We start from the raw sequence: 25282 nt of genomic DNA on the forward strand, positions 1-25282 counted from the left end.
TCGTAAAGGCCTCGTGTCCGCGCCGCTACGAGCCAGCCGTCAACGGGTGTTCACTTTTTGTGAAGGCTGACGTTCCCGCAGCCGTGCGCCGGGCCAGCGGCCTTCCCGCACTAGTTGACGGGCGACATCGGCGAGCACCACGCGCGCGGCGAGACCGGCGGGAGACAGTTCGTCATCGGAGATGCTGGCGAGCATGTTGGGCCGCGTGGCGTATTTCTCGGCGACGGGCACGCTCGTCAATATCACGTTCTCGGGCCTTGCGAGCGCCGCGCCCGGCTGTATCGTCGCGCCGATGCCGGTGCGGACGAAGTCCATCAGGAGCGCGAGGCCGTCGACTTCGGCGACGATGTTCGGCTCGTACTCGGCGCGTCTGAATGCTGACAGCAGCAGCGAACGCAGCCCGTGCGTGCTGCTGGGGAGAATCAGCGGAAGCCTGCCGAGATTTTTGAGCCGGACGGATGCGCTCGTCGGCATGCCATTGAGATCGCCCGCGCCGATCAGGAACAGCCGCTCATCCAGCAGCGGCAGCACACTCCAGCGTTGCGCGGACTCCTCGCGGAACAGCACGGCGAGATCGATCTGACGCGCGCTCAACATGGATGCCAGATAGCCGGAGAGACTTTCGACCATGTGCAGCCGCACATCGGGATAGCGCGAGCGCATGGCCTGCATGAATGCGACACCCAGCACGCTCGCCGTGCTCGGCGCCATGCCGACGCTGACATGGCCCGACAGACGGGCTGAGCGTGCAGCGAGCGCGGCATCGTCGATATGACGCAGCGCGAGTTGCGCTTGACGCCAGAACGCCAAACCTGCGTCGGTCGGAACGACGCCGCCCGAGGTGCGTTGCAGCAGACGCGTGGACAGTTCGCCTTCGAGACGGCTGATCTGCTGACTCAATGCCGAGGTCACCACGCCGAGTTCCAGCGCTGCCTTGCCCATGCTTCCGTGTTCCACGACGCTGAGAAAATAGCGTAGTTGTCTGAGTTCCATTCCGCGATCGGCCAGGGGGATTAATCGGGTATTCTGACAGAACGTCGTCGGACAATCCTCCGCTTCGAGGTCGGATTTTCAAAGTCCGTGCGCCATTGAAGCGGTCGCTCATATCAAGTAACAGGTCCCACAAACACAGAGCGAGATTGCATGGAACGTAGCCAACAGGAGCTAGATTGAGCACCCAACTTAGCTCAAATCTTCGAATTGCAGACTATGAGTTTCCAAGACCGCCATACCTGAAGCCAACCCCTCGTAGCCTTGCCCATCGGCATAGGTGCCACAACGCGTCCCCTGTAGCGTCTGCAACTGGTGTTAAAACGGACTCTCGAATGAGCTTCCAACGGCTCGCTTGACCAACCGCTCATGGCCGACTACTGCCGGACGCAGGGATCGCAGCGACCGGAAGCTGCCCCTCGAATTGCAGGACAGCGGCTATTCACAGTTGTAGCGCACTCAGCCTTGATGGCCGTAAATTTCGTTGACGATCAGATAGCCCACTGCCCGTTCAAGTTCGAGGACCTCAATCCTCTCTCCGACTTTTACGTGTTCGGAAAATTGCGCCCAACTCGCGAATGCAATGTCAGCCTTCAGGGCCTCTCCCGGGTAGTGCAGGTCGTTGTCTACGTAGGAATGGTGTCCACTGAATAGATGGTCAATGAACGGCAGCCTGTGGTGGGGTGCGTACCCGCTACGCACGCCACGAACCTTGGGCTCGGCGACGTCCGCCGAGATATGAAACGTTGCGCTTATGTTGAGCATGTGCCTTCCTCGCGATAGATCTGACTCAGTTTGCTCGCATTGCACCACACGCGGCACACAAGCTTGATCAAGTCGATCGATACAAAGACGGAAGTGGCGCGCGCAGGGCAACTGACGTCGCTGATCATCCAGACGTGACGCACCTCACCTCGGCGAAACCACGATCGCCGCCCGCCGATTCTGCATTCTCCCGGCTGGCGTCCGGTTATCCCCCACCGGATCGCTCTTCCCCTTCCCGACAACCGCAATCCGCTTTCCGTCCAGCCCGACATCCACAAGCTCGATCGCCACCACCTCCGCCCGCCGCCGTGACAACTCGAGATCGTAAGCAGCCTCCCCTTCCTCGTCGGAATATCCATAAACCCGCACTCCGTTGATCCCCGCCGACCTCAACGTCCTGCCGATCCGCTCGACGATCCGCCTGACATCCGGCTTGAGGTTGTACCGATCGAAATCGAACAGAATCGGCCCCGTCGACCCGAACTCGAACCCCTGCTCGGTCTCCTGGAAGCCAGCCGACTTCAGCGCCGTGACCTGCGTCTGCGTGAGCCCACGATGAAGCGGCGGCGTCTTGCATCCGCCGAGCAGCAGGCACAGAAGCACCGCGCTCGCGACGCACATCCTCCCAATGCTCACAGGCAACGAGTCATCCATGATCGACCCCTTCGTACGCGCCCGCTTCGCGCGCGCTTATTATCCCGCCGCCGCGGCCTCGCCCGCGGCGCGAAACGATAGACATCAAACCCGTCCCGCTATGCCCTCCGCCAGTTGCCACGACCCCGGCCGCGCACGCTTGGCGCGGTACATCGCGGCATCCGACGCGCGCAGCAGGCCGCTCGCGTCGGACGCATGATCGGGATACAGCGCAATACCGGCACTCATCATGGTGGCCACCATGCGTCCGTCGGGCAGTTCGATCGACGGCACCATGCCGGACAAGATCTCGTCGGCGATCCGGCACACGCTGTCCGTATCGCGCACAGCGGTCAGCATCACCGCGAATTCATCGCCGCCCAGCCGAGCGACGAGATCGGTCTCGCGCACCTGCGCGCGCAACCGCGCCGCCACGCCGATCAGCACCGCGTCGCCGGCATCGTGGCCGAGGCCGTCGTTGATTTCCTTGAAGCGATCGCAGTCGAGATACAGGATGGCGACCCGCTGCCCCGTCACGACGGCGTCGCAGAGTGCAAGCGACAGACGCGACTCGAACTGCACGCGGTTGGGCAGCCCCGTGAGCGCATCGTGCGTGGCCTTGTGTTCGAGCGACGCGTTTTCGTCGCGCAACGTGTTCTGCCAGTCTTCGAATTCGTCGAGCAATGCATTGAAGTCGTCGCCGAGCTGATTCAGTTCGGCGATCGCCACCGGCTCGACGCGACGCGCGAACGCGCGCTCGCGCCGCACGGCGTGCGCGACGCCGGCCAGCGCGCGCAGCGGCGCGACGATGTTGCGCAGCAAACGCTTCGAGCTGACATATGCGCCGAGCACGCTGACGGCCAGGCCGCCGAGAATGCCGCCGATGCTGCCGAGCAGGAATCCGAAGAACTGATGCCCGCGACCGCGCACGATGACCTGGCCGACGACGATGCCGTCGTGCATCACCGGGGCGCTCACGGGCCCCGGCAGCGCCAGCGCCGCGACGCCGCGCTCGAGCCGGGCGATCCGGCCTTCGGCGGGTAGCTTCCACGTCGCGAACAACTGGCCTTTGCCATCGGTGACCACCACCTGCGCGACGTCCTCGTCGGTGGCGATCATCGCGATCGCCTCGTTCGCCGCGACGTGGTCGCCGAACACGAGCGCCGCCTCGACCGTGTAACCGAGCGAGCGCGCCAGCAGGTTCAGGTTGTTGCCGGCGTATGCGCGCAGCGCGATCACGGCGACGACGATCAGCGACACGGCGGCCATCGCGACCGCGACGAACGCGAGGCGCAAATGCGCGCGGCGCAACACGCTTTGCAGCGTCGGGCGCGGCACACGCGAAGGCGAAATGGAGGGTGCGGAACGTGTCATGGCGTCAGCGTCCGCCGCGCGAGATTGAGCACGTTCGGATGCACGCGCACGCCACTGCGCGCGACGGCGTCGAGATTGATGTCGAACGTGACGTGTTCGCCTTCGACAGCGAGACAGAACATGCTGCCCGCAGTGCATGACGGATCGTGTTCGGCGATGGTCAGCACCGGACGGCCGACCAGCGCGGTTCGTACCCGCTTTCGCTCGTCGCTTCCGAGCGCGCCGAGATACACGACGTCGCATGCGACGCCGAGCGCGGGGTCGTCGAAGCGGACCCGCTGCACGTCGAGCACGGTCGAGCCGGCCTGCATCGAGTCGGTCAGGTCGCCGGCGTAGTCGGGCCTGCCCGTCACGCACAGATGCAGGCGAACGGGCGTCGTCGGCCAGCGCGTGAAACTGACGATGCCGAGCACGACCTGGCGTACGGCGGAGTCGTGTGACGAAAAGGCGGGACTCGTGGGATTGACGGGTGTCGTGGTGCCGACGAGCCGCACCGTGTCGTTCGGCTCGTCGGCATCGCCAGGCGCCCCGGCAAGAACGGCCGGGGCAACGCTCAGAACGCAAACGATTGCGATGAACGCGTGGCGCAATCCGGCGACTCGGCCCGACCGGCCGGACGCCGTCCGCGCGGCGATTGCCGCCGCGCCCGCTGGCGTCGATGCGGCCGCATGACTCGCGGCCGTCGCGCACACACTCGCATCCATGATGGAAACATCTGCTGCAGTCGTTCCCGGCCCTGCCTCCTGCCTGCCGTGCGCGCGCAGGCACCGTGTCGCGCGCACGAGTGCTTCCATCTTAGGTAAAAATTCGTATCCCAAACCAGTGGGATACACCCGCGATTCATGTCGGAAAGTATGCGGAATCGGCGCCGTTCGTGGCGATGCGATGCCGGAGATTGATCCGCTGACGGGACGACAGCGCGACGCAAACTTCATACGTTCCGCAGTGGCGCGCCGGACCGGTTTCCCCCATGCACCGATGCGAAGCCGGGGGAAGTCGCAGCGCAATTCGCACATCACCGCGTTCCCGAGTATCCTTGCTGATCATTCGATTGCAGTTCCGCGCACCGGACCGTCGCGCGCGTCGCCGACGCCGAGTGTCGATCATCAACCGTCTATCTCGTCTTCCCTCATGGACTTCGACGTAATCGTTCTGGGCGCGGGCATCGTCGGCGTCTCCGCCGCGCTGCACCTGCAGGATCGCGGCCGCAAGGTCGCTCTCGTCGACCGCGGCGCGCCCGGCGAAGGCACGAGCTTCGGCAACGCGGGGCTGATCGAGCGCTCGTCGATCGAACCGTATCCGTTCCCGCGCAGCCCGTTCACGCTGATGCGCTATGCGCTCAACCGCTCCACCGATCTCTATTGGCACAGCGCGTCGCTGCCTGCGTTCGCGCCGTGGCTCGCGCGCTTCTGGTGGGAATCGGCGCCGCTGCGTCACGCGGCAGCCTCGCGCGACATGCTGCCGCTGATCGAGCGCTGCATCGTCGAGCACGACGCGCTGATCGCGCGCGCCGGCGCCGGGGAACTGGTGCGCGCCAGCGGCTGGATGGAAGCGTTCCGCACGCCGGCCGCGTTCGACCGCGCGGTCGCCGATGCGGGACTCACCGCGCGCCGCCACGGGCTCGGCATCACGCCGCTCGATGCCGCGGCACTTCGCGCACAGGAACCGAGCCTCGCCGCGGGCTTCTGCGGCGCGCTGCACTGGCTCGATCCGAAAAGCGTCGTCGATCCGTCCGCGCTCGTCAAAACCTATGCGCAACTCTTCGTGCAAGGCGGCGGCACGCTGCTCACCGGCGATGCCGCGAGCCTCGACGCGCTGTCGCCCGGCTGGCAGGTCACGACGCACGACGGCAGGATCGCCGCGCCGGCCGTCGTCGTCGCGCTCGGCCCGTGGTCCGACACGGTGTTCGGCAAGTTCGGCTACAAGATTCCGCTGCGCGAGAAGCGCGGCTATCACATGCACTACGCGCCGTCCGAACGCGGCGCGCCGTCGGCGCCGATCGTCGATCGCGAATACGGCTACGTGATCGCGCCGATGCGGCGCGGATTGCGGTTGACCACCGGCGTCGAGATCGCCCGACGCGGCCTGCCGCCGACGGGCGTGCAGCTCGATCGCGCGGAACGCGTCGCGCGCCCGGTGTTCGGCTTCGGCGAGCGGCTCGACCCGCACCCGTGGCTCGGCTTCCGGCCGTGTACGCCCGACATGCGGCCGGTGATCGGCCCCGCGCCCGCGCATCGCGGGTTGTGGTTCTCGTTCGGGCACAACCATCACGGGTTGACGCTCGGCCCCGTCTCCGGCCGCCTGCTGGCCGAGATGATGACCGGCGAGACGCCGTTCACCGATCCGACGCCCTACCGCGCCGACCGCTTCTGATGCCGATCGCCCGCGCTCAGTCGAGCGCGCGGCCGAAGATCCGGATCACTTCGTCGAGATGCTCGGCCATCGCGCGGCGCGCGGCCTCCGGGTCGCGCGCGCGGATCGCGTCGAGGATCGCGCGGTGTTCGAGCTCCGACCGATGCGGCATGTCGTTCGGCATGTACAGCGACTGCAGCCGCTGGAACATCAGGTCGTACTTGTGCGCGAGCAGCTGCTTGATCATCAGCGCATACGCGGGGTTGTCGCTCGCTTCCGCGATACGGATATGGAACAGCCGGTCGCCCGGATGCGTGAGCGAGCCGCTGCGGTTGTCTTCCTGATTGCGCAGGAACGCCTCGTGAATCCCCTCGATCTGCGCGTCCGAGCCATGTTTCGCGGCGAGCGACGCGGCTTCCGGCTCGATCAGCCGGCGCGCCTGCAGCAGCGCGAACGGCGGGATTTCGGTATCGAGGTCGATCGCGATGCCGAGCTCCGGATCGATTTCGACGATCGAGAAAGGCGCGACCGTCGTGTCGATCTGCGGTTGCGGTGCGGTGGCCGCCTCGGGCTGGCGCACCTTCACGCCGTCGCCGACACGCACGCTGACGAGACCGTTCACCTCGAGCGCGATCAGCGCCTCGCGCACCGACGTGCGCGACACGCCGAACTGCTCGGCCAGTTCGCGCTCGGGCGGCAGGTAGCTGCCCGGCGGGAAGTCGCCTGACTCGATCATCGCGCTGAGCTTGTCGGCGATCTGCTGGTAGAGGCGGCGGTTCTGAATCGGCTGGATGGACATACGTTGATACAGGTAAGCGGTTGCGTGGCGGACGGTCTGACGAATGCGGGATCGTCAGGCCGTTCGCGCCTATTCTATATGCCGGGCTTCGTATCGCCCGGCACCGCATAGCACCGCGCGGCCGCACCGCCCCACAACGCGTCGCGCTCGGCCGCCGACAACCGCGCTTCGGCCCAGCGCTCGACCAGCGACGCCACTTCGTCGTACGACGCCGCGAGCAGGCACACGGGCCAGTCCGAACCGAACATCAGCCGCTGCGGGCCGAACGCGTCGAGCGCCGCATCGAGGCATTGCTCGATATGGCGGATGTCCTGCCCGCGCAGGCCGCGCCGCCAGTCCGTCTCGGTCACGAGCCCCGACAGCTTGCACACGACGTGCGGCAGCGCGCCCAGCTCGCGCAGCCCGGCGCGCCAGCGGGCGAGCGCGGTGTCGTCGCGGTCGAACTCGGCGAGCGCGGGCTTGCCCGCGTGATCGAGCACGAGCCAGTGCGCATCGTGCCGCGCGCAGAACGCGCGCACGTCGCGCAACTGACGTTCGAACACGAGTACGTCGTACACGTAGCCGTTCGCCTGCAGCCAGGCGACGCCGCGATTGAACGCGGGATCCGCGACGAACGCGCGGACGTCGGCTTCGTCCTGCAGCAGGTGACGAAAGCCGCGCAGCTTCGGGCTGCGCCATTCAGCGATACGGTCGGCGAGCGCCGGCGCACCGAGGTCCTCCCAGCCGACCACGGCCGCGATGCGCGCTTCGTCGCGGGCGAGATCGAGCAGGAACGCCGTCTCGTCGCGTCCGACGCGCGCCTGCACCGCGATCGATGCACCGAGCGCCTGCGCATGCATCTGCGGCCACAGCGCGTCGGGCATGTAATCGCGGGCGAGCACGCCCATGCCGGCGCCGATCCACGGAAAGTCGGCCGCGCGATAACGCCAGAAGTGCTGATGAGAATCGATGCGCACTGCGCCCATGGTGTCCTCGCGTTTCGCCGTCGTTCGCCGTGTCACGTCACGTTCAGTCGTACAACACCGCCGTGATTTTCGGGTCGTCGATGTTGGTCTTGTCGTACCAGTAGAAACCGGTATCGATGACCTTCGGCAGCTTCTCGCCCTTGATCGCCTTCACGGCCGCCTCGACGGTCTTGTAGCCGATCCCGACCGGATTCTGCGTGATCGCGCCGGCCATCATCCCGCTGCGGATCGCGTCCTTCTGCTGCTTGCCGGAATCGTAACCGATGATCACGACCTTGCGCTTCATCTCGCGCACGCCGTTCACCACGCCGATCGCCGAGCCTTCGTTGGTGCCGAACAAGCCCTTGAGTTTCGGGTACGCCTGCAGGATCGACTTCGTCACTTCGGTCGACTTCAGCTGGTCGCCTTCGCCGTACTGCACGGTCACGATCCGCATCTTCGGGTGCGCCGATTTCATCCGTTCGAGAAAGCCGTCGCGGCGATCGATGCCGGTGCGGCTCGTCTGGTCGTGCGCGACCACGGCCACCTCGCCCTCGTCGCCGATCAGCGCGGCGAGCTTGTCGGCGGCGAGCGCGGCGGCGGCCTTGTTGTTGGTCGCGGCGGTCGTCACCGGGATGTCGCTGTCGACGCCCGAGTCGAACGCGATGACCGGGATCTTCTCGGCCTGCGCCTTCTTCAGGAGCGGCAGCGCAGCCTTGCTGTCGAGCGCCGCGAAGCCGAGCGCCGCAGGCTTCTTCGCGATCGCGGCGGACAGCATGTCGATCTGCTTGTCGACCATCGCCTCGGTTTCGGGGCCTTCGAACGTCACCTTCACCTTGTAGTCTTTCGCGGCCTGCATCGCACCCGCCTTCACGGCCTGCCAGAACTGATGCTGGAAGCCCTTCGAAATCAGCGGGATGTAGGTTTCCTGCGCCTGCGCGCCGGCCGTCACGCCCACGGCGAACGTCAGTCCGACGATCGCGTTCAACACCTTGCTCCTGATCACTTCGCGTCTCCTTGGTTGGTATCGACTGAAATGCCGGACGGGCCGGCGGTGAAGCACATGTGTGTTCGTGCGTGCGTCAGCGGCGGCGCCGGCGCAGGATGTCCACGTAGACGGCGAGGATGATGATCACGCCCGTGACGACCGTCTGCCATTCCTGCGCGACCGACATGATGCGCAGGCCGTTGGTCAGCACGCTCATGATGAACGCGCCGATGATGGTGCCGACGATGCTGCCCGCGCCGCCCGACAGCGATGTGCCGCCGATCACGACGGCCGCGATCGCATCGAGCTCGTAGCCCTGCCCGAGCGCGGGCTGCGCGGAATTCAGCCGCGACGCGATCAGGAGCCCGGCGATCCCGCACACCGCGCCGCTGAACGTGTAGACGGCAATCTTCCACGCGTCGACGTTCACGCCGGACAGGCGCAGCGCTTCCTCGTTGCTGCCGAGCGCGAACGTGTAGCGGCCGAAGATGGTCCGGTTCAGCACGATCGACGCGCCGACCGCGACGAGGAACAGGATCAGCACCGCGTTCGGAATCGGCAGCGCGGGAATCAGGCTGCCGATCAGCGAATCCTGCGCGATCGACGTGAAGCCCGGCGTGTCGTTGAAGTAGATCGGCCGCGTGCCCGAGATCACGAGCGACAGCCCCTTGAGCAGCATCATCATCCCTAGCGTCGCGATGAACGGCGGCACCTTCATCTTCGCGATCACGAAGCCCGACACGCTGCCCGACAGCGCGCCGAAGCACAGCGCGGCCAGGATGCCGAGCGGCAGCGGCATGCCCCAGTTCGTCAGCACGACGCCGGCCATCACCGCGCAGAACGTCATCAACGTGCCGACCGACAGGTCGATGCCCGACGTGATGATCACGTAGGTACACGCGACGGCCAGCACGCCGTTCACGGCGGTGGCCTGCAGGATCGCCACGAGGTTGTCGACTTCGAGGAAGTTCGACGACGCGAAGCTGAAGAACACGATCAGCAGCACGAGGCTCGCGAACGCGAGCAGCTTCTGCCGCGCGGCCGGGTTGAAGAAGCGCGACTTCAGGCTCGATGCGGCGGCCGGCGTGTCGCCGGAAGCAAGGGGCGGGACGGGATGCGTATCGTTGGACATGGTCGGTAAGCCTAAGGATCGGCGTCTGAATCAGGACAATACGGTCGACTCGCGCTGCGTCGCGAGCTGCATGATCTTTTCCTGCGTGGCGTCGGCCGCGCGCAATTCGCCGGTCACGCGCCCTTCGCACATCACGAGAATCCGGTGGCTCATGCGCAGCACCTCGGGCAACTCCGACGAGATCATCACGATCGCCTTGCCGTCGGCGGCGAGCGCGTCGAGCAGCTTGTAGATCTCGCTTTTCGCGCCGACGTCGATGCCACGCGTCGGCTCGTCGAAGAACAGGATGTCGCAGTCGCGCAGCAGCCACTTCGCGATCACGATCTTCTGCTGGTTGCCGCCCGACAGCAGGCGCGCCGGCTGCGCGACCGACGGCGTGCGGATCGCGAGCTGCCGCACGTACGACTGCGCGGTGTCGCGCATCCCGCGCGCATCGAGGAACATGCCGCGGCGCACGAAGCGCTGCATGCTCGACAGCGCGATGTTGTTCTGCACGTCCATCCCGACCGCGAGCCCGAAGTGCTTGCGGTCCTCCGACAGATAACCGATCCCGTGCGCGACCGCGTCGGCCGGCGTGCGGATCGTCACGGTCTTGCCGTGCACGCGAATCTCGCCCGCGTCGACCGGGTCCGCGCCGAACACCGCGCGCGCGACCTCGGTGCGGCCCGCGCCCATCAACCCCGCGAAGCCGAGAATCTCGCCGCGCCGCACCATGAAGCCGACGTCGCGGATCGCGCGGCCGCGCGACAGCCCGCGCACTTCGAGCGCGACCTCGTTGGCCGACGTATCGGGCGGCGTGCGGAACGTCGTATCGAGCTGGCGGCCGACCATCATCGCGATAATCGCGTCCATCGACGTGTCCGCCATCGGCATGGTCGCGACGTACTTGCCGTCGCGCATCACCGTCACGCGGTCAGCGATCTGGCGCAGTTCGTCCATCTTGTGCGAGATGTAGACGATGCCGACGCCGTGCGCGCGCAGGTCGCCGATGATGCGGAACAGCTCGGCGATCTCCGCGTTGTTCAGCGCGGCGGTCGGCTCGTCCATGATCAGCACGCGCGAGTCGAACGACAGCGCCTTCGCGATCTCGACCATCTGCTGCTTCGCGACCGTCAGCCGGCCGACCGGCGTGCGCGGATCGAGATCGAGCCGCATCCGCGCGAAGATCGCGGCCGCGTCGCGGTTGAGCTGGTCCTCGTCGACGAACACGCCGAAGCGGCCGCGCGGCTCGCGCCCGATGAAGATGTTCTGCGCGACGCTCAGGTGGTTCATCAGGTTCAGTTCCTGATGGATGATGCCGATGCCGAGCGCCTGCGCGGCGCGCGGATCGTCGATCTCCACCGCGCGGCCGTCCATCCGGATCTCGCCTTCGTCCTTCTGATAGACACCGGCGAGAATCTTCATCAGCGTCGACTTGCCGGCGCCGTTCTCGCCCATCAGCGCGTGGACTTCGCCGGCATGCAGGTCGAACCGGCAATCGTCGAGCGCCTGCACGCCCGGAAAGCGCTTGCCGATGCCGGTCAGCGCAATCAGCGCGGCGGGTGCGGCGGTCGGGTTCAGATCAGGTTGCATGGCTCGATGCCCTCAGCTGATCGCGCGATCGAGATGCGTATAGCCGCCGTCGACGAACAGCCACTGGCCCGTCGTGTGCGACGCGCGGTCCGACAGCAGGAACACGGCCGTGTCGGCGATCTCGTCGGCGGTCGTGAAGCGCTTGCCGAGCGGCACCTTGCCGGCGATTTCCGCGAGCTTCGCTTCGGGATCGTCGAAACCGGCGATCCAGGTCTGGTAGAGCGGCGTCATCACCTCGGCCGGAATCACGGCATTCACGCGCACGCCGTCGTCGCGCAATGCGACGGCCCATTCGCGCGTCAGCGCGAGTTGCGCGCCCTTCGATGCGCAATAGCCGCTCGTGTTGCCCTGCCCGGTGACGGCCGTCTTCGACGAGATGTTGACGATCCCGCCGCGCGTCGCCTTCAGGTGCGGCACGCAGTAATGCGCCATCACATAGTAGTGGACCAGGTTGCGTTCGAGCGATGCGACGAACGCGTCGCGCCCGGCATCGAGCCCGACGCTGTCGTTGATGCCCGCGTTGTTGACGAGACCGTCGATGCGGCCGAAGCGCGCGATGGTTTGCGCGACCGCGTCGCGGCACTGCGCGTCGTCCTGAAGCTCGACGGACATGCACGCGGCGCGCGGCTGCTTGCGCGTGAGTTCACGCCAGAAGCCGTCGTCCGGCGTGTGGCGCGCGAATACCACCGGAATCGCACCTTCGCCGGCCAGCCGCATCGAGATCGCAGCGCCGATGCCTGACGCGCCGCCCGTCACGATCACGATCTTGTCTTGCAGATTCAAATCCACTTCGCGTCTCCGTCGTTCATGTTGTCGCCGCGCGGGCCGCGCGCGGTGCATCGTGCGTTCTCGTGCCGCATGCCGCATGCCACGTGCTTCAGCCGCGGAATCGATACCGTTCCAGCGATTCGGGCTTCATCTCGATCGAAAAGCCGGGCGCCGTCGGCGGCATGTACGCCGCGCCGCGCACGACGCACGGTTCGACGAAATGCTCGTGCAGATGATCGACGTATTCGGTCACGCGCCCTTCCTTCGTGCCGGAAATGCACACGTAGTCGATCATCGACAGATGTTGCACGTATTCGCACAGCCCGACGCCGCCCGCATGCGGACACACCGCCAGCCCGTACTTCGCGGCCAGCAGCATCACCGCGAGAATCTCGTTCACGCCGCCGAGCCGGCATGCGTCGATCTGCACGACGTCGATCGCGCCGCGCGCGATGAACTGCTTGAACAGCACGCGGTTCTGGCACATCTCGCCGGTCGCAACCTGCACCGGCGCGATCGCCTCGCGGATCTTGCGATGCCCTTCGACGTCGTCGGGGCTCGTCGGCTCCTCGATGAACCACGGTTTCGCGAAGGCCAGCTCGCGCACCCAGTCGATCGCCTCGTCGACTTCCCACACCTGGTTCGCGTCGATCATCAGCTTGCGGTCGGGGCCGATCACCTCGCGCGCGATCGTCACGCGACGGATGTCGTCCTCCAGGTTCGCGCCCACCTTTAGCTTCACGTAGTCGAAACCGGCGTCCACCGCCTCACGGCACAGCCGGCGCAACTTGTCGTCGCTGTAGCCGAGCCAGCCCGCCGACGTCGTGTAGCACGGGTAGCCTTCACGCTCGAGCGTCGCGATCCGCGCGGCCTTGCCCGGCGCCTGCCGACGCAGCAGATCGAGCGCCTCGTCCTGCGTCAGGCAGTCGGTCAGGTAGCGGAAATCGATCGCACGCACGATTTCCTCGGGGCTCATGTCCGCGACGAGCCGCCACAGCGGTTTGCCGACTGCCTTCGCCCACAGGTCCCACACCGCGTTGACGACGGCGCCCGTCGCCAGATGGATCGCGCCCTTGTCGGGGCCGATCCAGCGCAACTGGCTGTCCGACGTCACGTGCCGCCAGAAGCGGCCCATGTCCTCGCGGATCCAGTCGAGGTCGAGACCGACGACGAGGTGACGCATCGCGTCGATCGCCGCGCAGCAGATTTCGTTGCCGCGCCCGATGGTGAACGTGAGCCCGTGGCCTTCGAGCCCGTCGTGGTCGGTTTCCAGCACGACGTACGCGGCCGAATAGTCGGGGTCCGGATTCATCGCATCGGAGCCGTCGAGCTGCTGCGAGGTCGGGAAGCGCACGTCGAGGACGCGCATCGATCGAATGATAGGCATGACGAACGGTCCGTAAAAGGAAATCAGGCCTGCACGGTGCGCTGGCGCTGCTCGCCGAGCCCGTCGATGCCGAGCGTGATCACCTGCCCGGCGCGCAGATAGACCGGCGGCTTCTGCCCGAGACCGACACCCGGCGGCGTGCCGGTCGAGATCACGTCGCCCGGCTGCAGGCTCATGAAGCGGCTCAGATAGCTGATCAGATGCGGCACGCGGAACACCATCGTCGCAGTCGTGCCGTTCTGGTAGCGGTGACCGTCCACCTCGAGCCACAGCCGCAGCGCGTGCGGATCGGGCACTTCATCGGCCGTCACGAGCCACGGGCCGAGCGGGCCGAACGTGTCGTTGCCCTTGCCCTTGTCCCACGTGCCGCCGCGCTCGAGCTGGTATTCGCGCTCCGACACGTCGTTCACCACGCAGTAGCCGGCGACGTGCGACAGCGCGTCGGCCTCGTCGATGTAGCGGCCGCCCTGGCCGATCACCACGCCGAGCTCGACTTCCCAGTCGGTCTTCTCCGAGCCGCGCGGAATCTCGACGTCGTCGTTCGGGCCCGAGATCGCGCTCGTCCATTTGCCGAACACGACCGGCTCCTTCGGGACTTCCATGCCCGATTCGGCCGCGTGGTCGGAATAATTGAGCCCGATGCAGATGAACTTGCCGACGCGGCCGACGCACGCGCCGAGTCGCGGCGTGCCTTCGACGAGCGGCAGCGACGACGGGTCGATATCACACAGCCGCGCGAGCGACGCGGGTGTGAGCGCATCGCCGGCGATGTCGTCGATCACGCCAGACAGGTCGCGAATCTTTCCCTGCGCATCGAGCAGGCCGGGCTTTTCGTGGTGTTTGTCGCCAAATCTCAGCAGTTTCATGTTGTGTGAGGAAACGGAAAGTGAATGGAACGGCGCGGTTCGCTAGACGCGGTCAGTTCGACCAGCCGCCGTCGATCAGGTGAATCGCGCCGGTCGTGAACGACGCTTCGTCCGACGCGAGATACAACGCCAGCGCAGCCACTTCGTCCGCGGTGCCGATGCGGCCCATTGGCTGGCGCGCGACGAACGCCTCGCGCACGGTGTCGGTCGATACCTGGCGCGTGCGCGCCTGCTCGGCGATCCGCTGTTCCAGCGACGGCGACTCGATCGTGCCCGGGCAGATCGCGTTGCAGCGGATGCGCTGCTCGACGAAATCGGCGGCGACGGACTTGGTCAAGCCGATCACGGCCGCCTTGGTGGTGCCGTAGACGAAGCGGTTCGGCACGCCCTTCACGCTCGACGCGGCCGACGCCATGTTGATGATCGACGCGCCGCCCGCTGCCAGCATCGCCGGCAGCAGCGCGCGGATCAGCCGGTACATCGACGTGACGTTGAGGTTCAGCGAGAACGCCCACGCGGCATCGTCGCAATCGAGGATCGAGCCGTGGTGCACGAACCCCGCGCAGTTGAACAGCACGTCGAACGCACGCTCCTGCGCGGCGAGTGCCGACACGTCGCCCGCATCGGTCACGTCGAGCCGCCGCGTGGCCAGCCTGCCGCCTGCGCGTTCGGCGTCGGCCGCGAGTTGCGCGAGCGCGGCTTCGTTGATGTCGGTCGCCAGCACGTCGGCCCCCTCGCTTGCGAACCGCAGCGCGGTCGCGCGGCCGATACCTTGCCCGGCCGCCGTCACCAGCGCGCGCTTGCCCTGCAATCTCATGAGCACCACTCCTGTAGAAGCCGGCCGAGCCGACCAATTGGCACAAAGGACTAAAGGTCCAACCAATCATAGGAACAGATTCCGGATTTGTCACGATCGCGTGATTCAGTATTTTCCCGAACGGCAAAATCGGGCCGGCGGGCGGTGCGACGTACTTCGGTTACCGTCTTTTTCTGATTCCGGAGAGCAATCACTTGCCCCGCAAAGCCAATGCCGGCGCGGGTTTGCGCCGGCCTCGGGTGCCTGTGTCGCGCCGCCGTCGCGACGAAACTGACAAAAAAGTCATGTTCCCGTCAGGGTGTCAACGGGGGGCGCGCGCGATCATGGCGTTGCCGGACCGCGCTGCCCGGACCACCGCACCCCGCCCGTCGCAGATCCCTGACGGGCACCTCCGTCCCCCGCGGTGTCCACGTGACTGAGCGAGCAGACATGGTGGCGCGGGCCGATTTTCCGCCCCGGGCGTTCGCGTCCGGGGCGCTTTTGTCGTTGGTTTTTCAAGAAAATGCGCGTCGATTGTTTCTAAATCGGCAAAAGGTAATTTGAGCCAGACAGGATGTTTTTTCCGGTCACAGACGCTTACATTTAGCGCACCACTCATGGAAACCGCTACGGAATCGCCGTTGGGTAGTGACATCCACTGCCACGAGCGAAACCGCACGAGCTTTAGGAAACGGCAAATGAAGGCCTCCAAATCCCTGCCTGTGCTCGATCCCGCCGACGTCCACGTCGAAATTCTGGAACGCTCCGATACGTTGCTCGTCGTCCGCTGGGTCGAACCGGGCCGCTGTCACTACGGCGAACAGCGCTGGCGCCGCCGCTTCGCGCAGCGCACCGGCACCTGCGCGCTGTCGCGTCAGGTCATCCAGCGCGGCGACGAAGTCTTCCGCCCGGCCGAGCGCCCGGCACCGGCAAACGCGGCCGCGATGATCTCCGCCGCCGAAGTGCTCGCCCTGGCCGGCAGCCGGTAACGTCCGTCGCGCGACACGCAAGCCGGCCTAGAACCGCCGGTCTAGTTCCCCCGCTTGTCTGCCCCGCCCGCGCGGACTATCGTTACAGCATTCAATGTAACGATTACACGTCGTGGCGCACCGGCCACGCCGATGGAGGCAGACATGCATGCATGGAGCGCGCGCCACGTCCCGGCGCAAGGTGGCAAAGTCGCGGTCGTGACCGGCGCCAACAGCGGGCTCGGCTGGCAGATCGCGGAAACGCTGGCCGCCAAGGGCGCGACGGTCGTGATGGGCTGCCGCGATGCCACGCGCGGCGCGCAGGCCGCCGATGCGATCCGCCGATTCCATCCCGCCGCCCGGGTCGAAGTCGATCCGCTCGACCTCGCCGATCTCGCGTCGATCCAGCGCTTCGCCGCCGACGTCTCCGACCGCCACGGCCGCGTCGACATCCTCTGCAACAACGCCGGCGTGATGTTCCTGCCGCTGCGACACACGCAAGACGGCTTCGAGATGCAGTTCGGCACCAACCACCTCGGCCATTTCGCGTTGACCGGGCATCTGCTGCCCGCGCTGCGCGCCGCCCGGCGCGCGCGGGTCGTGACGATGTCGAGCGGCTTCAACCGCGGCGGCCGGATCCGCGTCGACGACCTGCGGGCCGAGCGCGGTTACAACCGTTATCTCGCCTACTGCGACAGCAAGCTCGCGAACCTCGTGTTCGCGATCGAACTGCAGCGCCGCTTCCAGCGCGCGGCGTTCGCGGGCATCAGCGTCGCCGCGCATCCCGGCTATGCGGCGACCAATCTCCAGTTCGCGGGCCCCGCGATGGACAGTTCGCCCACGCGCGCCGCGTTGATGCGCGCGGCGAACCGTTATCTCGCGCAACCGGCCGATCAGGGTGCGCTTCCCGCGATTCACGCGGCGACGTCACCCGACCTCACCGGCGGCTCGTACATCGGACCGTCCGGCTGGTTCGAGTCGAGCGGCCTGCCGGCGCCGGCGAGCGTGCCGCGCGCGGCGCGCGATGTGGCGACCGCCGCGCTGCTGTGGGAGGCCTCCGAAGCCGCGACGGGCGTGCATTTCCTGAGCTCGGGCGTGGCCGAGGGTCGCCCGCCCGCCACGCCGTTCGACCCGGCGACCGAGGTGCGTTGAATCACGCGCCGCTCGCCTCAACATTTGTCATGCTTATTACACTCGCAGAAATGAAAGCTTGGTGAAAGCATGACTGAACGGCCCACTGTTACCAGTCCGGAAACAATCTATCGTCAAAATCAGCGTTTACCCTGCACGACCCGGTGACTAACATTTAGTCAATCGCTGCAGACATGGTGTCGAAAGCGAACCCAATAAAACACCGGAGGTCATCATGAAATCGCTCGTTTCCGCAGTCGTTGCCGCTGTCGCCCTGTCCGCTTCGTTCGGCGCTTTCGCACAAAGCACCGTGACCCGCGCGCAAGTCCGCAACGAACTGGTCCAGCTCGAACAAGCCGGCTACAAGCCGGGCGTGTCGAGCCCGTACTACCCGAACGACATCCAGTCGGCGGAAGCGCGTGTTCATGGTGCCGACGCCAGCGGCTACGGCGCGCAACCGGTTCCGGTCGTCCACTCGGGCGCCCCGGTCGCCGCAGCGTCGTCGAACGCGCGCGACTCGATCTTCTTCGGCCAGTAAGCCGACGCGCCCCTGGCGGGCGCACCGCGCATCGCGCGACGAAGCTGTACCCGGACGAGCCCCTGATGCGGGCTCGTCTTGTTTTGTGAAACGCATACCTCCGCCGCCCGGCAGCGGGTGGCTTCGCCCGGGCGCGCTGCGTCCGGGCGCTTTTTCCACGGCGAGGTATGCGTGGCGTTGCCGTATGCGTCGGTCAACGCCCAGCGGTTGCAGCAGGCGCCGCACGCGACAGCACACGCCAGCGCGACAGCAGTTCGTCGCGATCGACGTAGCAGCCCTGCAGATGCCGGCGGCCCGTCGACGGATCGAACTCGGTGCGCGCATGCAGCACGCGCCGGTTGTCGAACGCCCACATGTCACCCGCCCGCAGGCGGCGCTGCACCCGGAAACGCGGCTCGCGCGCGAGCGCGAGAAACCGCCGGTACGCGCGATAGACGGCCGCGACCGATCCGGCCGGCGCATCGAGCGGCCCGCGCAGGAAGTTCGCGACGCGCACTTCCGTCACGTTGCCGCGTGCATCGAGGCCGATCACCGGCGCCGAGCAGCGGTAGTCGCTGTTCGCACTCTTGTTCCAGAACTCGAACGGCGTCGAGGCAAGGTATTCGAAATCGGCCGGGTAGTCGCGCCGCAGCGCTTGCGCGAGCGCAAAGCCGTCGAGGAAGATGCTGTCTCCGCCCGTTGCGTCGTTCGCGAGGCAATGCAGGAACTGCACGCCCGGCTGCAATTCACGCGTCGGCAAGTCGGTGTGCGGCGGCAGGTTGAGCGACGTATAGGCATTGCTGTCCGGTCGCGGCTTCGATTCGACATCGAACAGCACGCCGAAATTGCTTTCGCGGATCAGGCCGACACGACGCGCGATCTCGTCGACCCGGCCGCGTTCGGCCGGCACGCCCTCGACGAGCGTCAATCCCGTGCGCTGCAAGGCGGCAAGCCACTCGCGCAACGCGCCGTCGTCCTCCATCACGTCACGCCATGCGAACACGCCGATCGCCGTCGCATCGTCGCCGGCCCATACGTGCCGCCCGTGCGCGGCCTGGCGTTCCGCGCGCGACGCATCGTCGTATGCATGCGCACGCAACCATCCAGGCGACCAGGTGCTGCGATGTCCGTCGTTCCACTCGACGTGCAGCGCGCCGTCGGTTTCGACATGCACGGCGAGCGCAGACAAATCCTCGCGTGCGTCGGCGATCTCGAACACCTGCTCACGCGTGAGTGCATGCACGCACGTGGAACACGCGCAGTTGTCGCGCAGCCAGTCGAAGTGAAACGGCGATCGTCGCGTGTCGCTCCACTCGACGTCCACCGTTCCATCGCCGATCGTCGCCGCCGCAATGGCCGCGTCGGCGGAAAAGGTCCGCCAGTCCTCGATACGGTGTTGCGCTGCCTGCATCGTTGCCTCCCGGAAACGCCCGCTACGCGTGTGGTGCGAGCAGAAACCCGCCGATCATCCGGTGCATCCGCGCCGCCTGCGGGCTCGTTCCGAGCGCGCGCCAGCAGCCGTGCACCAGCCCCTCTCCCCTCCAGTAACGCGCGGCGCCGCCGGCCGCAAGGATGCGTTCGACGTAGACGCGCGCATCGTCGCGCAGCGGATCGTGTTCCGCGCCGATCGCGAGCACGGGCGGCAGCCCGTCGAAGCGTGTCGCCGCAAGCGGCACGGATGCGCGCAGCAGCGGATCGTCTTTCAGCGCGGTTTCATCCGCATCGCCCCAGTACAGCGCGCGATAGCGATGAACGTCGTCGAGCGTCAGCATCGGCGCGTGCGCTTCCGCCTCGCGCGCCGGCGATTGCGGTTCGATGCCGAGCATCGGATAGACGAGTGCAATCCCGTCGATGCCGCCTTCGCCCGCATCGCGCAGCGCGGTCGCGACGGCGGCCGCGAGATTGCCACCCGCGCTGTCGCCCGCGAGCGTCAGCGGTCGCGCGCATGAGTTGAACGGCCAGCCCGCTGCGTCGCGCGCGGCGCGCGTGACGGCCAGGCAATCTTCGAGCGCGGCCGGCGCACGATGCTCGGGCGCGAGCCGGTAGTCGACCGCGATCACGGCCAGCCCCGTGTCGGCGGCCAGTTGCGCGGTGATCAGCGCGTGACTGTCGAGCGAGCCGACGACGAAGCCGCCGCCATGAAAGAACAGCACGGTGCCGCGCGGCTCGCCGTGCGCAGGCGCGTAGCGCCGGAGTGCGATGGCGCGGCCGTCCGGCGCGTGCCACGCGGCGTCCTGCTGCACGATGCCGGGCGGCAGTTCGGCGGGCGTCCATGCGGCCGCGAAGCGATCGTAGATGCGGCGTTGCTCGACGGGCGAGCGCGCCGCCGCGTCGGCCGGATACCAAGTGTCGACGGCTGCAACGAACGCCGCGATTTCCGGTTCGAGCATCGTGTGCGCTCCGCGGTCGAGGGTTGAACGCTGAAATTTGAACGTTGAACGTCGACGCTAGCGACGCGGCGGCAGTCCGATCACGCGCCCCGCATACGCGGGCGCCGCGCAATCGCGCTGCAACGCATGCAGTTCGGCCACGCGCGCGGCGACGTCGTCGTCGAACGGCGCCGATTTCGCGCCGTCGCGCGTATCGACGTGCAGCAGCATCTGCTCGCTCGCCGACACCGCGCCGTCATGGCCGTCCGCGAACAGCTCGAGATACAGGTGCAGCCGCTTCGCGTCATGCGCGAACACCCGCGCATCGACGCGCACGCGCGTGCCTTCCTTGATCTCCTGCAGATAGTTCACGTGCGCTTCGAGCGTGTAGACCGAGCGGCCCCGCTCGCGACGCGCGGCGTCGTCGAGACCGATGCGGTCGAGCAGCGCATCGGTCGCGAAGCTGAAGATCAGCAGATAGAACGCGTCGCGCAGGTGGCCGTTGTAGTCGACCCACTCGGGCCGCACGACGTCGTGGTAAATCGTCAGCGGGGTATCGCCGGTCATGTTCGTTCAGTCCTCGAATCGCATCCCATGCCGCGCCTTCACCGCGGCGATCGCCTTCAGCACCTCGGTGATGCACTCGTCGCGATAGCGTTCGAGTTCCTTGATGCTGCGCGTGCCCTGCTGCTCGCTCGTGCCTTCGACGACGCTGTCGATCAGTTCGTCGGTCAGCTTCGGCGCGACCAGCTTCGTCCATGGCAGTTCGAGCGCGGGGCCGAACTGCTGCATGAAGTGTCGCATGCCGGCATCGCCGCCGGCCAGCGTGTAGGTCAGGAACGTGCCCATGAACGACCAGCGGATGCCCGCGCCGAAGCGGATCGCATCGTCGATCTCGCCGGTCGTCGCGACGCCTTCGTTGACGAGATGCAACGCCTCGCGCCACAGCGCTTCGAGCAGCCGGTCCGCGATGAAGCCCGGCACCTCCTTGCGCACGTGCAGCGGCCGCATGCCGAGCTTGCGATAGATCGCCATCGCGGCCTCGACCGCTTCCGGCGACGTGCGTGCGCCGCCGAGCACCTCGACGAGCGGCAGCAGGTAGACCGGATTGAACGGATGGCCGACCACGCAGCGCTCCGGGTGCGTCGCACGCGCGTAGAAGTCGGTCGGCAGCAGCCCCGACGTCGACGACGCGATGATCGCGTCGGGCTTCGCCGCGCGGCTGATCTGTTCGTGCAGTTCGAGCTTCAGCGTCTCGCGCTCGGGCGCGCTTTCCTGGATGAAGTCCGCGTCGGCGACGCAGGCGTCGATCGTCGACTCGAAGCGCAGCCGCGCGGGATCGGCGCCCGGCGCGAGGCCGACGCGTTCGAGCGCGGGCCACGCATTCGCGACGTTCGCGCGCAACCGCTCCTCGGCGCCCGGCGCGGGGTCCCACACGACCACGTCGAGACCGTGCGCGAGCGCACGGCAAATCCATCCGCTGCCGATCACGCCGGTGCCGATCGCGGCGAACGTCTTGATGTCGGTCTTCACTGCCATGTCACGCATCCTTCAAATCGGGGGAAATCGGACGGCGACCGCGCCCGTGCGCGCCGCCGCATTGAATCGGAATCAGCCTTGCAAACTCACGCGAATTCGGTCACCGCGCGGCGTTCGAGCGGACGCTCGCCGCGCGCCGGCAGGCCGAGCTTGCGACGCCCTTCGGCCGGCGTCAGCACGCGGCCGCCGAGGCGTTCGACGATTTCCCGCGCACGCTCGACGAGCGTGCCGTTGGTCGCATGCACGCCGCGATCGAGCCAGATGTTGTCTTCGAGGCCGACGCGCACGTGACCGCCGAGCAGCATCGCCTGCGCGACCATCGGCATCTGCATGCGGCCGATCCCGAAGCCAGCCCAGTGCGCGCCCGGCGGCAGGTTGTCGACCATCGCCTTCATCGTGCCGGTGTCGGCCGGCGCGCCCCACGGAATGCCGAGGCACAGCTGGAACAGCGGCGGATCGTCGAGCAGCCCTTCCTTCAGCAACTGCTTCGCGAACCACAGATGGCCCGTATCGAAGATTTCCAGTTCCGGCTTCACGCCGAGTTCCTGGATGCGTTTCGCGCCGGCGCGCAGTTGCGCGGGCGTCGATACGTAGATGTAGTCGCCGTCGCCGAAATTCAGCGTGCCGCAGTCGAGCGTGCAGATTTCCGGCAGCAGTTCCTCGACGTGCGCGAGGCGCGTGAGGCCGCCGACGAGATCGGTGCCCTTGCCGAAGCGCATCGGGTCCTCGCCCGGGCCGATCTCCAGATCACCGCCCATGCCGGCCGTCAGGTTGATGATCACATCGACGTCCGCCGAGCGGATCCGGTCGACCACTTCGCGGTACAGGTTCGGGTCGCGGCTGCCGCGGCCCGTCTGCGGGTCGCGCACGTGGCAGTGCGCAACCGTCGCGCCGGCCTTCGCCGCTTCGATCGCGGCGGCCGCGATTTCCTTCGGCGTGACCGGAATCGCCGGATGCTTGCCGACCGTGTCGCCCGCGCCGGTGACCGCGCAGGTGATGATGACTTCGTGGTTCATGCTGAATGCCCTCGCTTGATGCTGTTCGTGTCGCTCGTTTTCCGTCGTACTGCAGATTATTTGTCGCTGCGCGCCGCCCGCTTGCGGCGCGCGCGGGCCGTTACAGGCCGAGATACGCCTTCACGGCAGGCAGGCCGTCCTTGCCGTCGAACGTCTTGACGCCGGCGAGCCAGGCATCGAGCACCTGCGGATTCTTCTTCAGGTACGCCTTCGCGGCGTCGGCCGGTTTCGTCTTGTTCATCACCGACTGCATCAGCTGGTTCTCGAGCTGCGTCGTGAAGCGCAGGTTCTCGACGAGCTTGCCCGCGTTCGGGCAGCGCGCGATGAAGTCGGGCGCCGTCAGCGTGTACACGCGCGCTTCGCCGTAGTTCGGGCCGAAACTCGCATCGCCGCCGGACAGGTAGTTCATGCTGATCTGGATGTTCATCGGATGCGGTTCCCAGCCGAGGAACACGACCCACTTCTTCTCGCGGATCGCGCGCTCGACCGTCACGAGCATCCCGGCCTCGCTCGATTCGACCAGCTTGAAGCCGCCCAGGCCGTACTGGTTCGTGTCGATCATCTTCTGGATCGTCGCGTTCGCGCTGCTGCCCGGCTCGATCCCGTAGATCTTGCCGTCGAGTTCCGCGCGGTGTTTCGCGATGTCATCGAAGGTCTTCAGGCCGGCCTGGTATTCATAGCTCGGCACCGCGAGCGTCGCCTTCGCGCCCGACAAATTCGGCGTCTCGACCACGTTGATCGACTTGCTGTCGAGGAACGGCTGGAGCTGCTTTTGCTGCACCGGCCACCAATAGCCGAGCGAGATGTCGAGCTGCTTGCTCTTCAGGCCGGCGAACGAGATCGGCACCGATGCGATCGTCGTCGTCGGCTTGTAGCCGAGCCCTTCGAACACCGTCGACGCGAGCGCCGTGGTGGACGTGATGTCGGTCCAGCCGATGTCCGCGAAGCGTACGTTGCGGCAGGTCGCTGCTTCCGTTTCGGCGTGCGCCGCGGTCGCGAATGCGCCGGTCGCCAGCACGGCCGCGACGAACGCGGCGATCTTTGTCGACTTCATGGTTTCTCTCCCGATTGGACCGATGTCCGACGGGTTCGCGGAGTGCGTCCCGGCCTGCATCGTGGGAGTAAAAGTAACGAGCCATATTGGTCGAAAGACGACCGGCGGCGACCTTTTCTTGACTATTTGCGACTATGAGTGGAAACCACTATGCGCGAGCAATGTCTTGTGCGGCGGGGGTTTGAGGCGAATTTCGGCGAAGCGGGGGTTGTCCGGATGCGGCGTGACGGATGCCGACGGAGCGTGCTTCGGCGGTGGCGCCGGAACGCGCGTGATGTCGATTCCGGCCGGGCCGGTGCGGGCCGGCGCCCGACACGTTATCGCGGTACCTCGACGTAGGTTTCCCTGCAGATCTCGCGCAACGCCTGGACCAGCAGATCCCGCGTCGGTGCATGCGATTCGGCGGCGCGCGTAAACAGCGCGATGGGCGGCAGCGTCCAGACCAGCGAGTAAGGCACGATCGCCACGCCGGCGATGCGCACCATTTCTTCGGCGATATCGGCAGGCACGATCGATACGGCGTCGTCGCTCGACGCGATCATTTCGCCGATCAGCTTCGACGAGTAGCTTTCGACGATCGGCACGGGCGGCGCGATGCCGGCCGACAGGAACAGGTCCGTCACCTGCTCCCGCATCGGCGTATGCGGCGCGCCGAGAATCCAGTCCAGTTCGCGCAGCTTCTCCCAGTCGAGCTTCATGCGCGCCAGTTTCGCGGCGAGGCGCCGGCTCGCGATCATCCGCGGCTGCTGCTGGTACAGAACTTCGAAGGAAACCTGCCCCAGATCGACCGCCGACGACGCCCGCCCGATCACGAGATCGACGCTGTGGTCCTTGAGCTGGAGCAGCAACTGGTCGCTGGTGCCTTCGTGGATCGTCACGGTCAGGCGGCGCTCCATCCGGGATTGCAGCCGCTTGAGCGCCGCCGACAGCATCTGGCCCGAAATAAACGGAATCACGCCGATATGCAGGTGGGCCGCGTGGCCGGCGGCGACCGCCTCCATCTCGCGGGCGAGATGGTCGAGGTCCTTCAGCATCGCCCGGGCGCGCTCGAGCACGACCGAGCCGAGCGCGGTCGGCCGCATCCCGCGCGACGAGCGCTCGAACAGCGGCGTGCCGAACATGCTTTCCAGCTCGGACAGCGCGTTCGTCACGGCAGGCTGGCTGCTGGCCATGTGCTCCGCGACGCGCGTCAGCGACCCGTGCTGCTGGATCTGCAGCAACAGCATCAGGTGCCGCATCTTCAGGCGCGCACCGAGCCGCCGGACCACGTCGTTCGCGTCGAATGTCATTGCCGAACCGCCACACCATCATGAAAAAGTGAT

At 66.8% G+C, this 25282-nt stretch carries 25 protein-coding genes; 4 read left to right on the forward strand and 21 right to left on the reverse strand.

Going from position 1 to position 25282, the window contains the following annotated elements:
• Positions 1 to 39: 39 nt before the first annotated feature.
• The 5 genes from WS87_RS26155 to WS87_RS26175 form a co-directional block, all read right to left on the reverse strand.
• Positions 40 to 993 (reverse strand): LysR family transcriptional regulator, encoded by a 954-nt coding sequence (locus WS87_RS26155; RefSeq protein WP_059819510.1) that lies wholly within the window; start codon positions 991 to 993, stop codon positions 40 to 42.
• 456 nt (positions 994 to 1449) lie between these two features.
• Positions 1450 to 1755 carry a hypothetical protein gene (locus tag WS87_RS26160; RefSeq protein ID WP_059819511.1) on the reverse strand — a complete coding sequence of 102 codons (306 nt, stop codon included), beginning with the start codon at positions 1753 to 1755 and terminating at the stop codon, positions 1450 to 1452.
• A gap of 144 nt (positions 1756 to 1899) precedes the next feature.
• Positions 1900 to 2409, reverse strand: a complete 510-nt coding sequence (locus WS87_RS26165; RefSeq protein WP_059819512.1) for an OmpA family protein — start codon at positions 2407 to 2409, stop codon at positions 1900 to 1902.
• Between the two features lie 84 nt (positions 2410 to 2493).
• A complete protein-coding gene (locus tag WS87_RS26170; RefSeq protein ID WP_059819513.1) occupies positions 2494 to 3762 on the reverse strand; it encodes a diguanylate cyclase domain-containing protein in 1269 nt (422 codons plus the stop codon).
• A complete protein-coding gene (locus WS87_RS26175; protein ID WP_059702297.1) occupies positions 3759 to 4466 on the reverse strand; it encodes a YfiR family protein in 708 nt (235 codons plus the stop codon). Before WS87_RS26175 ends, WS87_RS26170 begins: the two co-directional genes overlap by 4 nt.
• Before the next feature lie 427 nt (positions 4467 to 4893).
• Here WS87_RS26175 and WS87_RS26180 point away from each other — a divergent pair, with 427 nt between their 5' ends.
• On the forward strand, positions 4894 to 6135 hold the full coding sequence (locus tag WS87_RS26180; RefSeq protein ID WP_059819514.1) for an NAD(P)/FAD-dependent oxidoreductase: 1242 nt from the start codon (positions 4894 to 4896) through the stop codon (positions 6133 to 6135).
• Positions 6136 to 6151: 16 nt separating this feature from the next.
• Here WS87_RS26180 and WS87_RS26185 read toward each other — a convergent pair whose 3' ends face one another.
• The 9 genes from WS87_RS26185 to WS87_RS26225 all read right to left on the reverse strand — a co-directional run bounded on the left by WS87_RS26185 (position 6152) and on the right by WS87_RS26225 (position 15387).
• Positions 6152 to 6913, reverse strand: coding sequence for a FadR/GntR family transcriptional regulator (locus tag WS87_RS26185; protein ID WP_059534261.1), 762 nt, complete (start codon positions 6911 to 6913; stop codon positions 6152 to 6154).
• A 74-nt stretch (positions 6914 to 6987) separates the two neighbouring features.
• The gene (locus tag WS87_RS26190; RefSeq protein ID WP_059819704.1) at positions 6988 to 7878 is read right to left on the reverse strand and encodes an amidohydrolase family protein; all 891 of its coding nucleotides are present in this window, start codon (positions 7876 to 7878) and stop codon (positions 6988 to 6990) included.
• A 43-nt stretch (positions 7879 to 7921) separates the two neighbouring features.
• Positions 7922 to 8863 (reverse strand): ABC transporter substrate-binding protein, encoded by a 942-nt coding sequence (locus tag WS87_RS26195; protein WP_059819515.1) that lies wholly within the window; start codon positions 8861 to 8863, stop codon positions 7922 to 7924.
• A 76-nt stretch (positions 8864 to 8939) separates the two neighbouring features.
• Positions 8940 to 9977: an ABC transporter permease gene (locus WS87_RS26200; RefSeq protein ID WP_059534257.1), complete on the reverse strand. Its 1038-nt coding sequence runs from the start codon at positions 9975 to 9977 to the stop codon at positions 8940 to 8942.
• 30 nt (positions 9978 to 10007) lie between these two features.
• Complete coding sequence (locus WS87_RS26205) at positions 10008 to 11549, reverse strand: sugar ABC transporter ATP-binding protein (RefSeq protein WP_059819516.1); 1542 nt, start codon at positions 11547 to 11549, stop codon at positions 10008 to 10010.
• Positions 11550 to 11561: 12 nt separating this feature from the next.
• Positions 11562 to 12338, reverse strand: a complete 777-nt coding sequence (locus tag WS87_RS26210; protein WP_059819517.1) for an SDR family oxidoreductase — start codon at positions 12336 to 12338, stop codon at positions 11562 to 11564.
• 88 nt (positions 12339 to 12426) lie between these two features.
• Positions 12427 to 13704, reverse strand: a complete 1278-nt coding sequence (locus WS87_RS26215; protein ID WP_059819518.1) for an L-fuconate dehydratase — start codon at positions 13702 to 13704, stop codon at positions 12427 to 12429.
• A gap of 23 nt (positions 13705 to 13727) precedes the next feature.
• Positions 13728 to 14570: an ureidoglycolate lyase gene (locus tag WS87_RS26220; RefSeq protein WP_059819519.1), complete on the reverse strand. Its 843-nt coding sequence runs from the start codon at positions 14568 to 14570 to the stop codon at positions 13728 to 13730.
• Positions 14571 to 14622: 52 nt separating this feature from the next.
• Positions 14623 to 15387, reverse strand: a complete 765-nt coding sequence (locus WS87_RS26225; RefSeq protein WP_059534356.1) for an SDR family oxidoreductase — start codon at positions 15385 to 15387, stop codon at positions 14623 to 14625.
• Between the two features lie 677 nt (positions 15388 to 16064).
• Here WS87_RS26225 and WS87_RS26230 point away from each other — a divergent pair.
• The 3 genes from WS87_RS26230 (at position 16065) to WS87_RS26240 (ending at position 18003) form a co-directional block, all read left to right on the forward strand.
• Positions 16065 to 16355: a DUF3331 domain-containing protein gene (locus tag WS87_RS26230; RefSeq protein ID WP_044847789.1), complete on the forward strand. Its 291-nt coding sequence runs from the start codon at positions 16065 to 16067 to the stop codon at positions 16353 to 16355.
• A 144-nt stretch (positions 16356 to 16499) separates the two neighbouring features.
• Entirely contained in the window at positions 16500 to 17486 is a 987-nt protein-coding gene (locus WS87_RS26235; protein WP_059819705.1) for an oxidoreductase, read from the forward strand.
• A 214-nt stretch (positions 17487 to 17700) separates the two neighbouring features.
• Positions 17701 to 18003 carry a DUF4148 domain-containing protein gene (locus WS87_RS26240; protein ID WP_059534248.1) on the forward strand — a complete coding sequence of 101 codons (303 nt, stop codon included), beginning with the start codon at positions 17701 to 17703 and terminating at the stop codon, positions 18001 to 18003.
• A 193-nt stretch (positions 18004 to 18196) separates the two neighbouring features.
• On the opposite strand, the gene WS87_RS26245 is transcribed toward WS87_RS26240, so the two are convergent.
• The 7 genes from WS87_RS26245 to WS87_RS26280 all read right to left on the reverse strand — a co-directional run bounded on the left by WS87_RS26245 (position 18197) and on the right by WS87_RS26280 (position 25249).
• Positions 18197 to 19393, reverse strand: a complete 1197-nt coding sequence (locus tag WS87_RS26245) for a TauD/TfdA family dioxygenase (RefSeq protein ID WP_059819520.1) — start codon at positions 19391 to 19393, stop codon at positions 18197 to 18199.
• A 22-nt stretch (positions 19394 to 19415) separates the two neighbouring features.
• Positions 19416 to 20372, reverse strand: coding sequence for an alpha/beta hydrolase (locus WS87_RS26250; protein WP_059819521.1), 957 nt, complete (start codon positions 20370 to 20372; stop codon positions 19416 to 19418).
• 57 nt (positions 20373 to 20429) lie between these two features.
• The gene (locus tag WS87_RS26255; protein WP_059819522.1) at positions 20430 to 20918 is read right to left on the reverse strand and encodes a thioesterase family protein; all 489 of its coding nucleotides are present in this window, start codon (positions 20916 to 20918) and stop codon (positions 20430 to 20432) included.
• Between the two features lie 6 nt (positions 20919 to 20924).
• Positions 20925 to 21890 (reverse strand): L-carnitine dehydrogenase, encoded by a 966-nt coding sequence (locus WS87_RS26260; protein WP_059819523.1) that lies wholly within the window; start codon positions 21888 to 21890, stop codon positions 20925 to 20927.
• Positions 21891 to 21976: 86 nt separating this feature from the next.
• Positions 21977 to 22906, reverse strand: coding sequence for a 3-keto-5-aminohexanoate cleavage protein (locus tag WS87_RS26265; protein WP_059534240.1), 930 nt, complete (start codon positions 22904 to 22906; stop codon positions 21977 to 21979).
• 100 nt (positions 22907 to 23006) lie between these two features.
• Complete coding sequence (locus WS87_RS26270) at positions 23007 to 23960, reverse strand: choline ABC transporter substrate-binding protein (RefSeq protein WP_059692048.1); 954 nt, start codon at positions 23958 to 23960, stop codon at positions 23007 to 23009.
• Positions 23961 to 24277: 317 nt separating this feature from the next.
• A complete protein-coding gene (locus WS87_RS26280) occupies positions 24278 to 25249 on the reverse strand; it encodes a LysR substrate-binding domain-containing protein (protein ID WP_059534236.1) in 972 nt (323 codons plus the stop codon).
• Positions 25250 to 25282: the final 33 nt, after the last annotated feature.

Source organism: Burkholderia sp. MSMB0856 (genome assembly GCF_001524645.2).
GTDB classification, from domain to species: Bacteria; Pseudomonadota; Gammaproteobacteria; order Burkholderiales; family Burkholderiaceae; genus Burkholderia; species Burkholderia diffusa.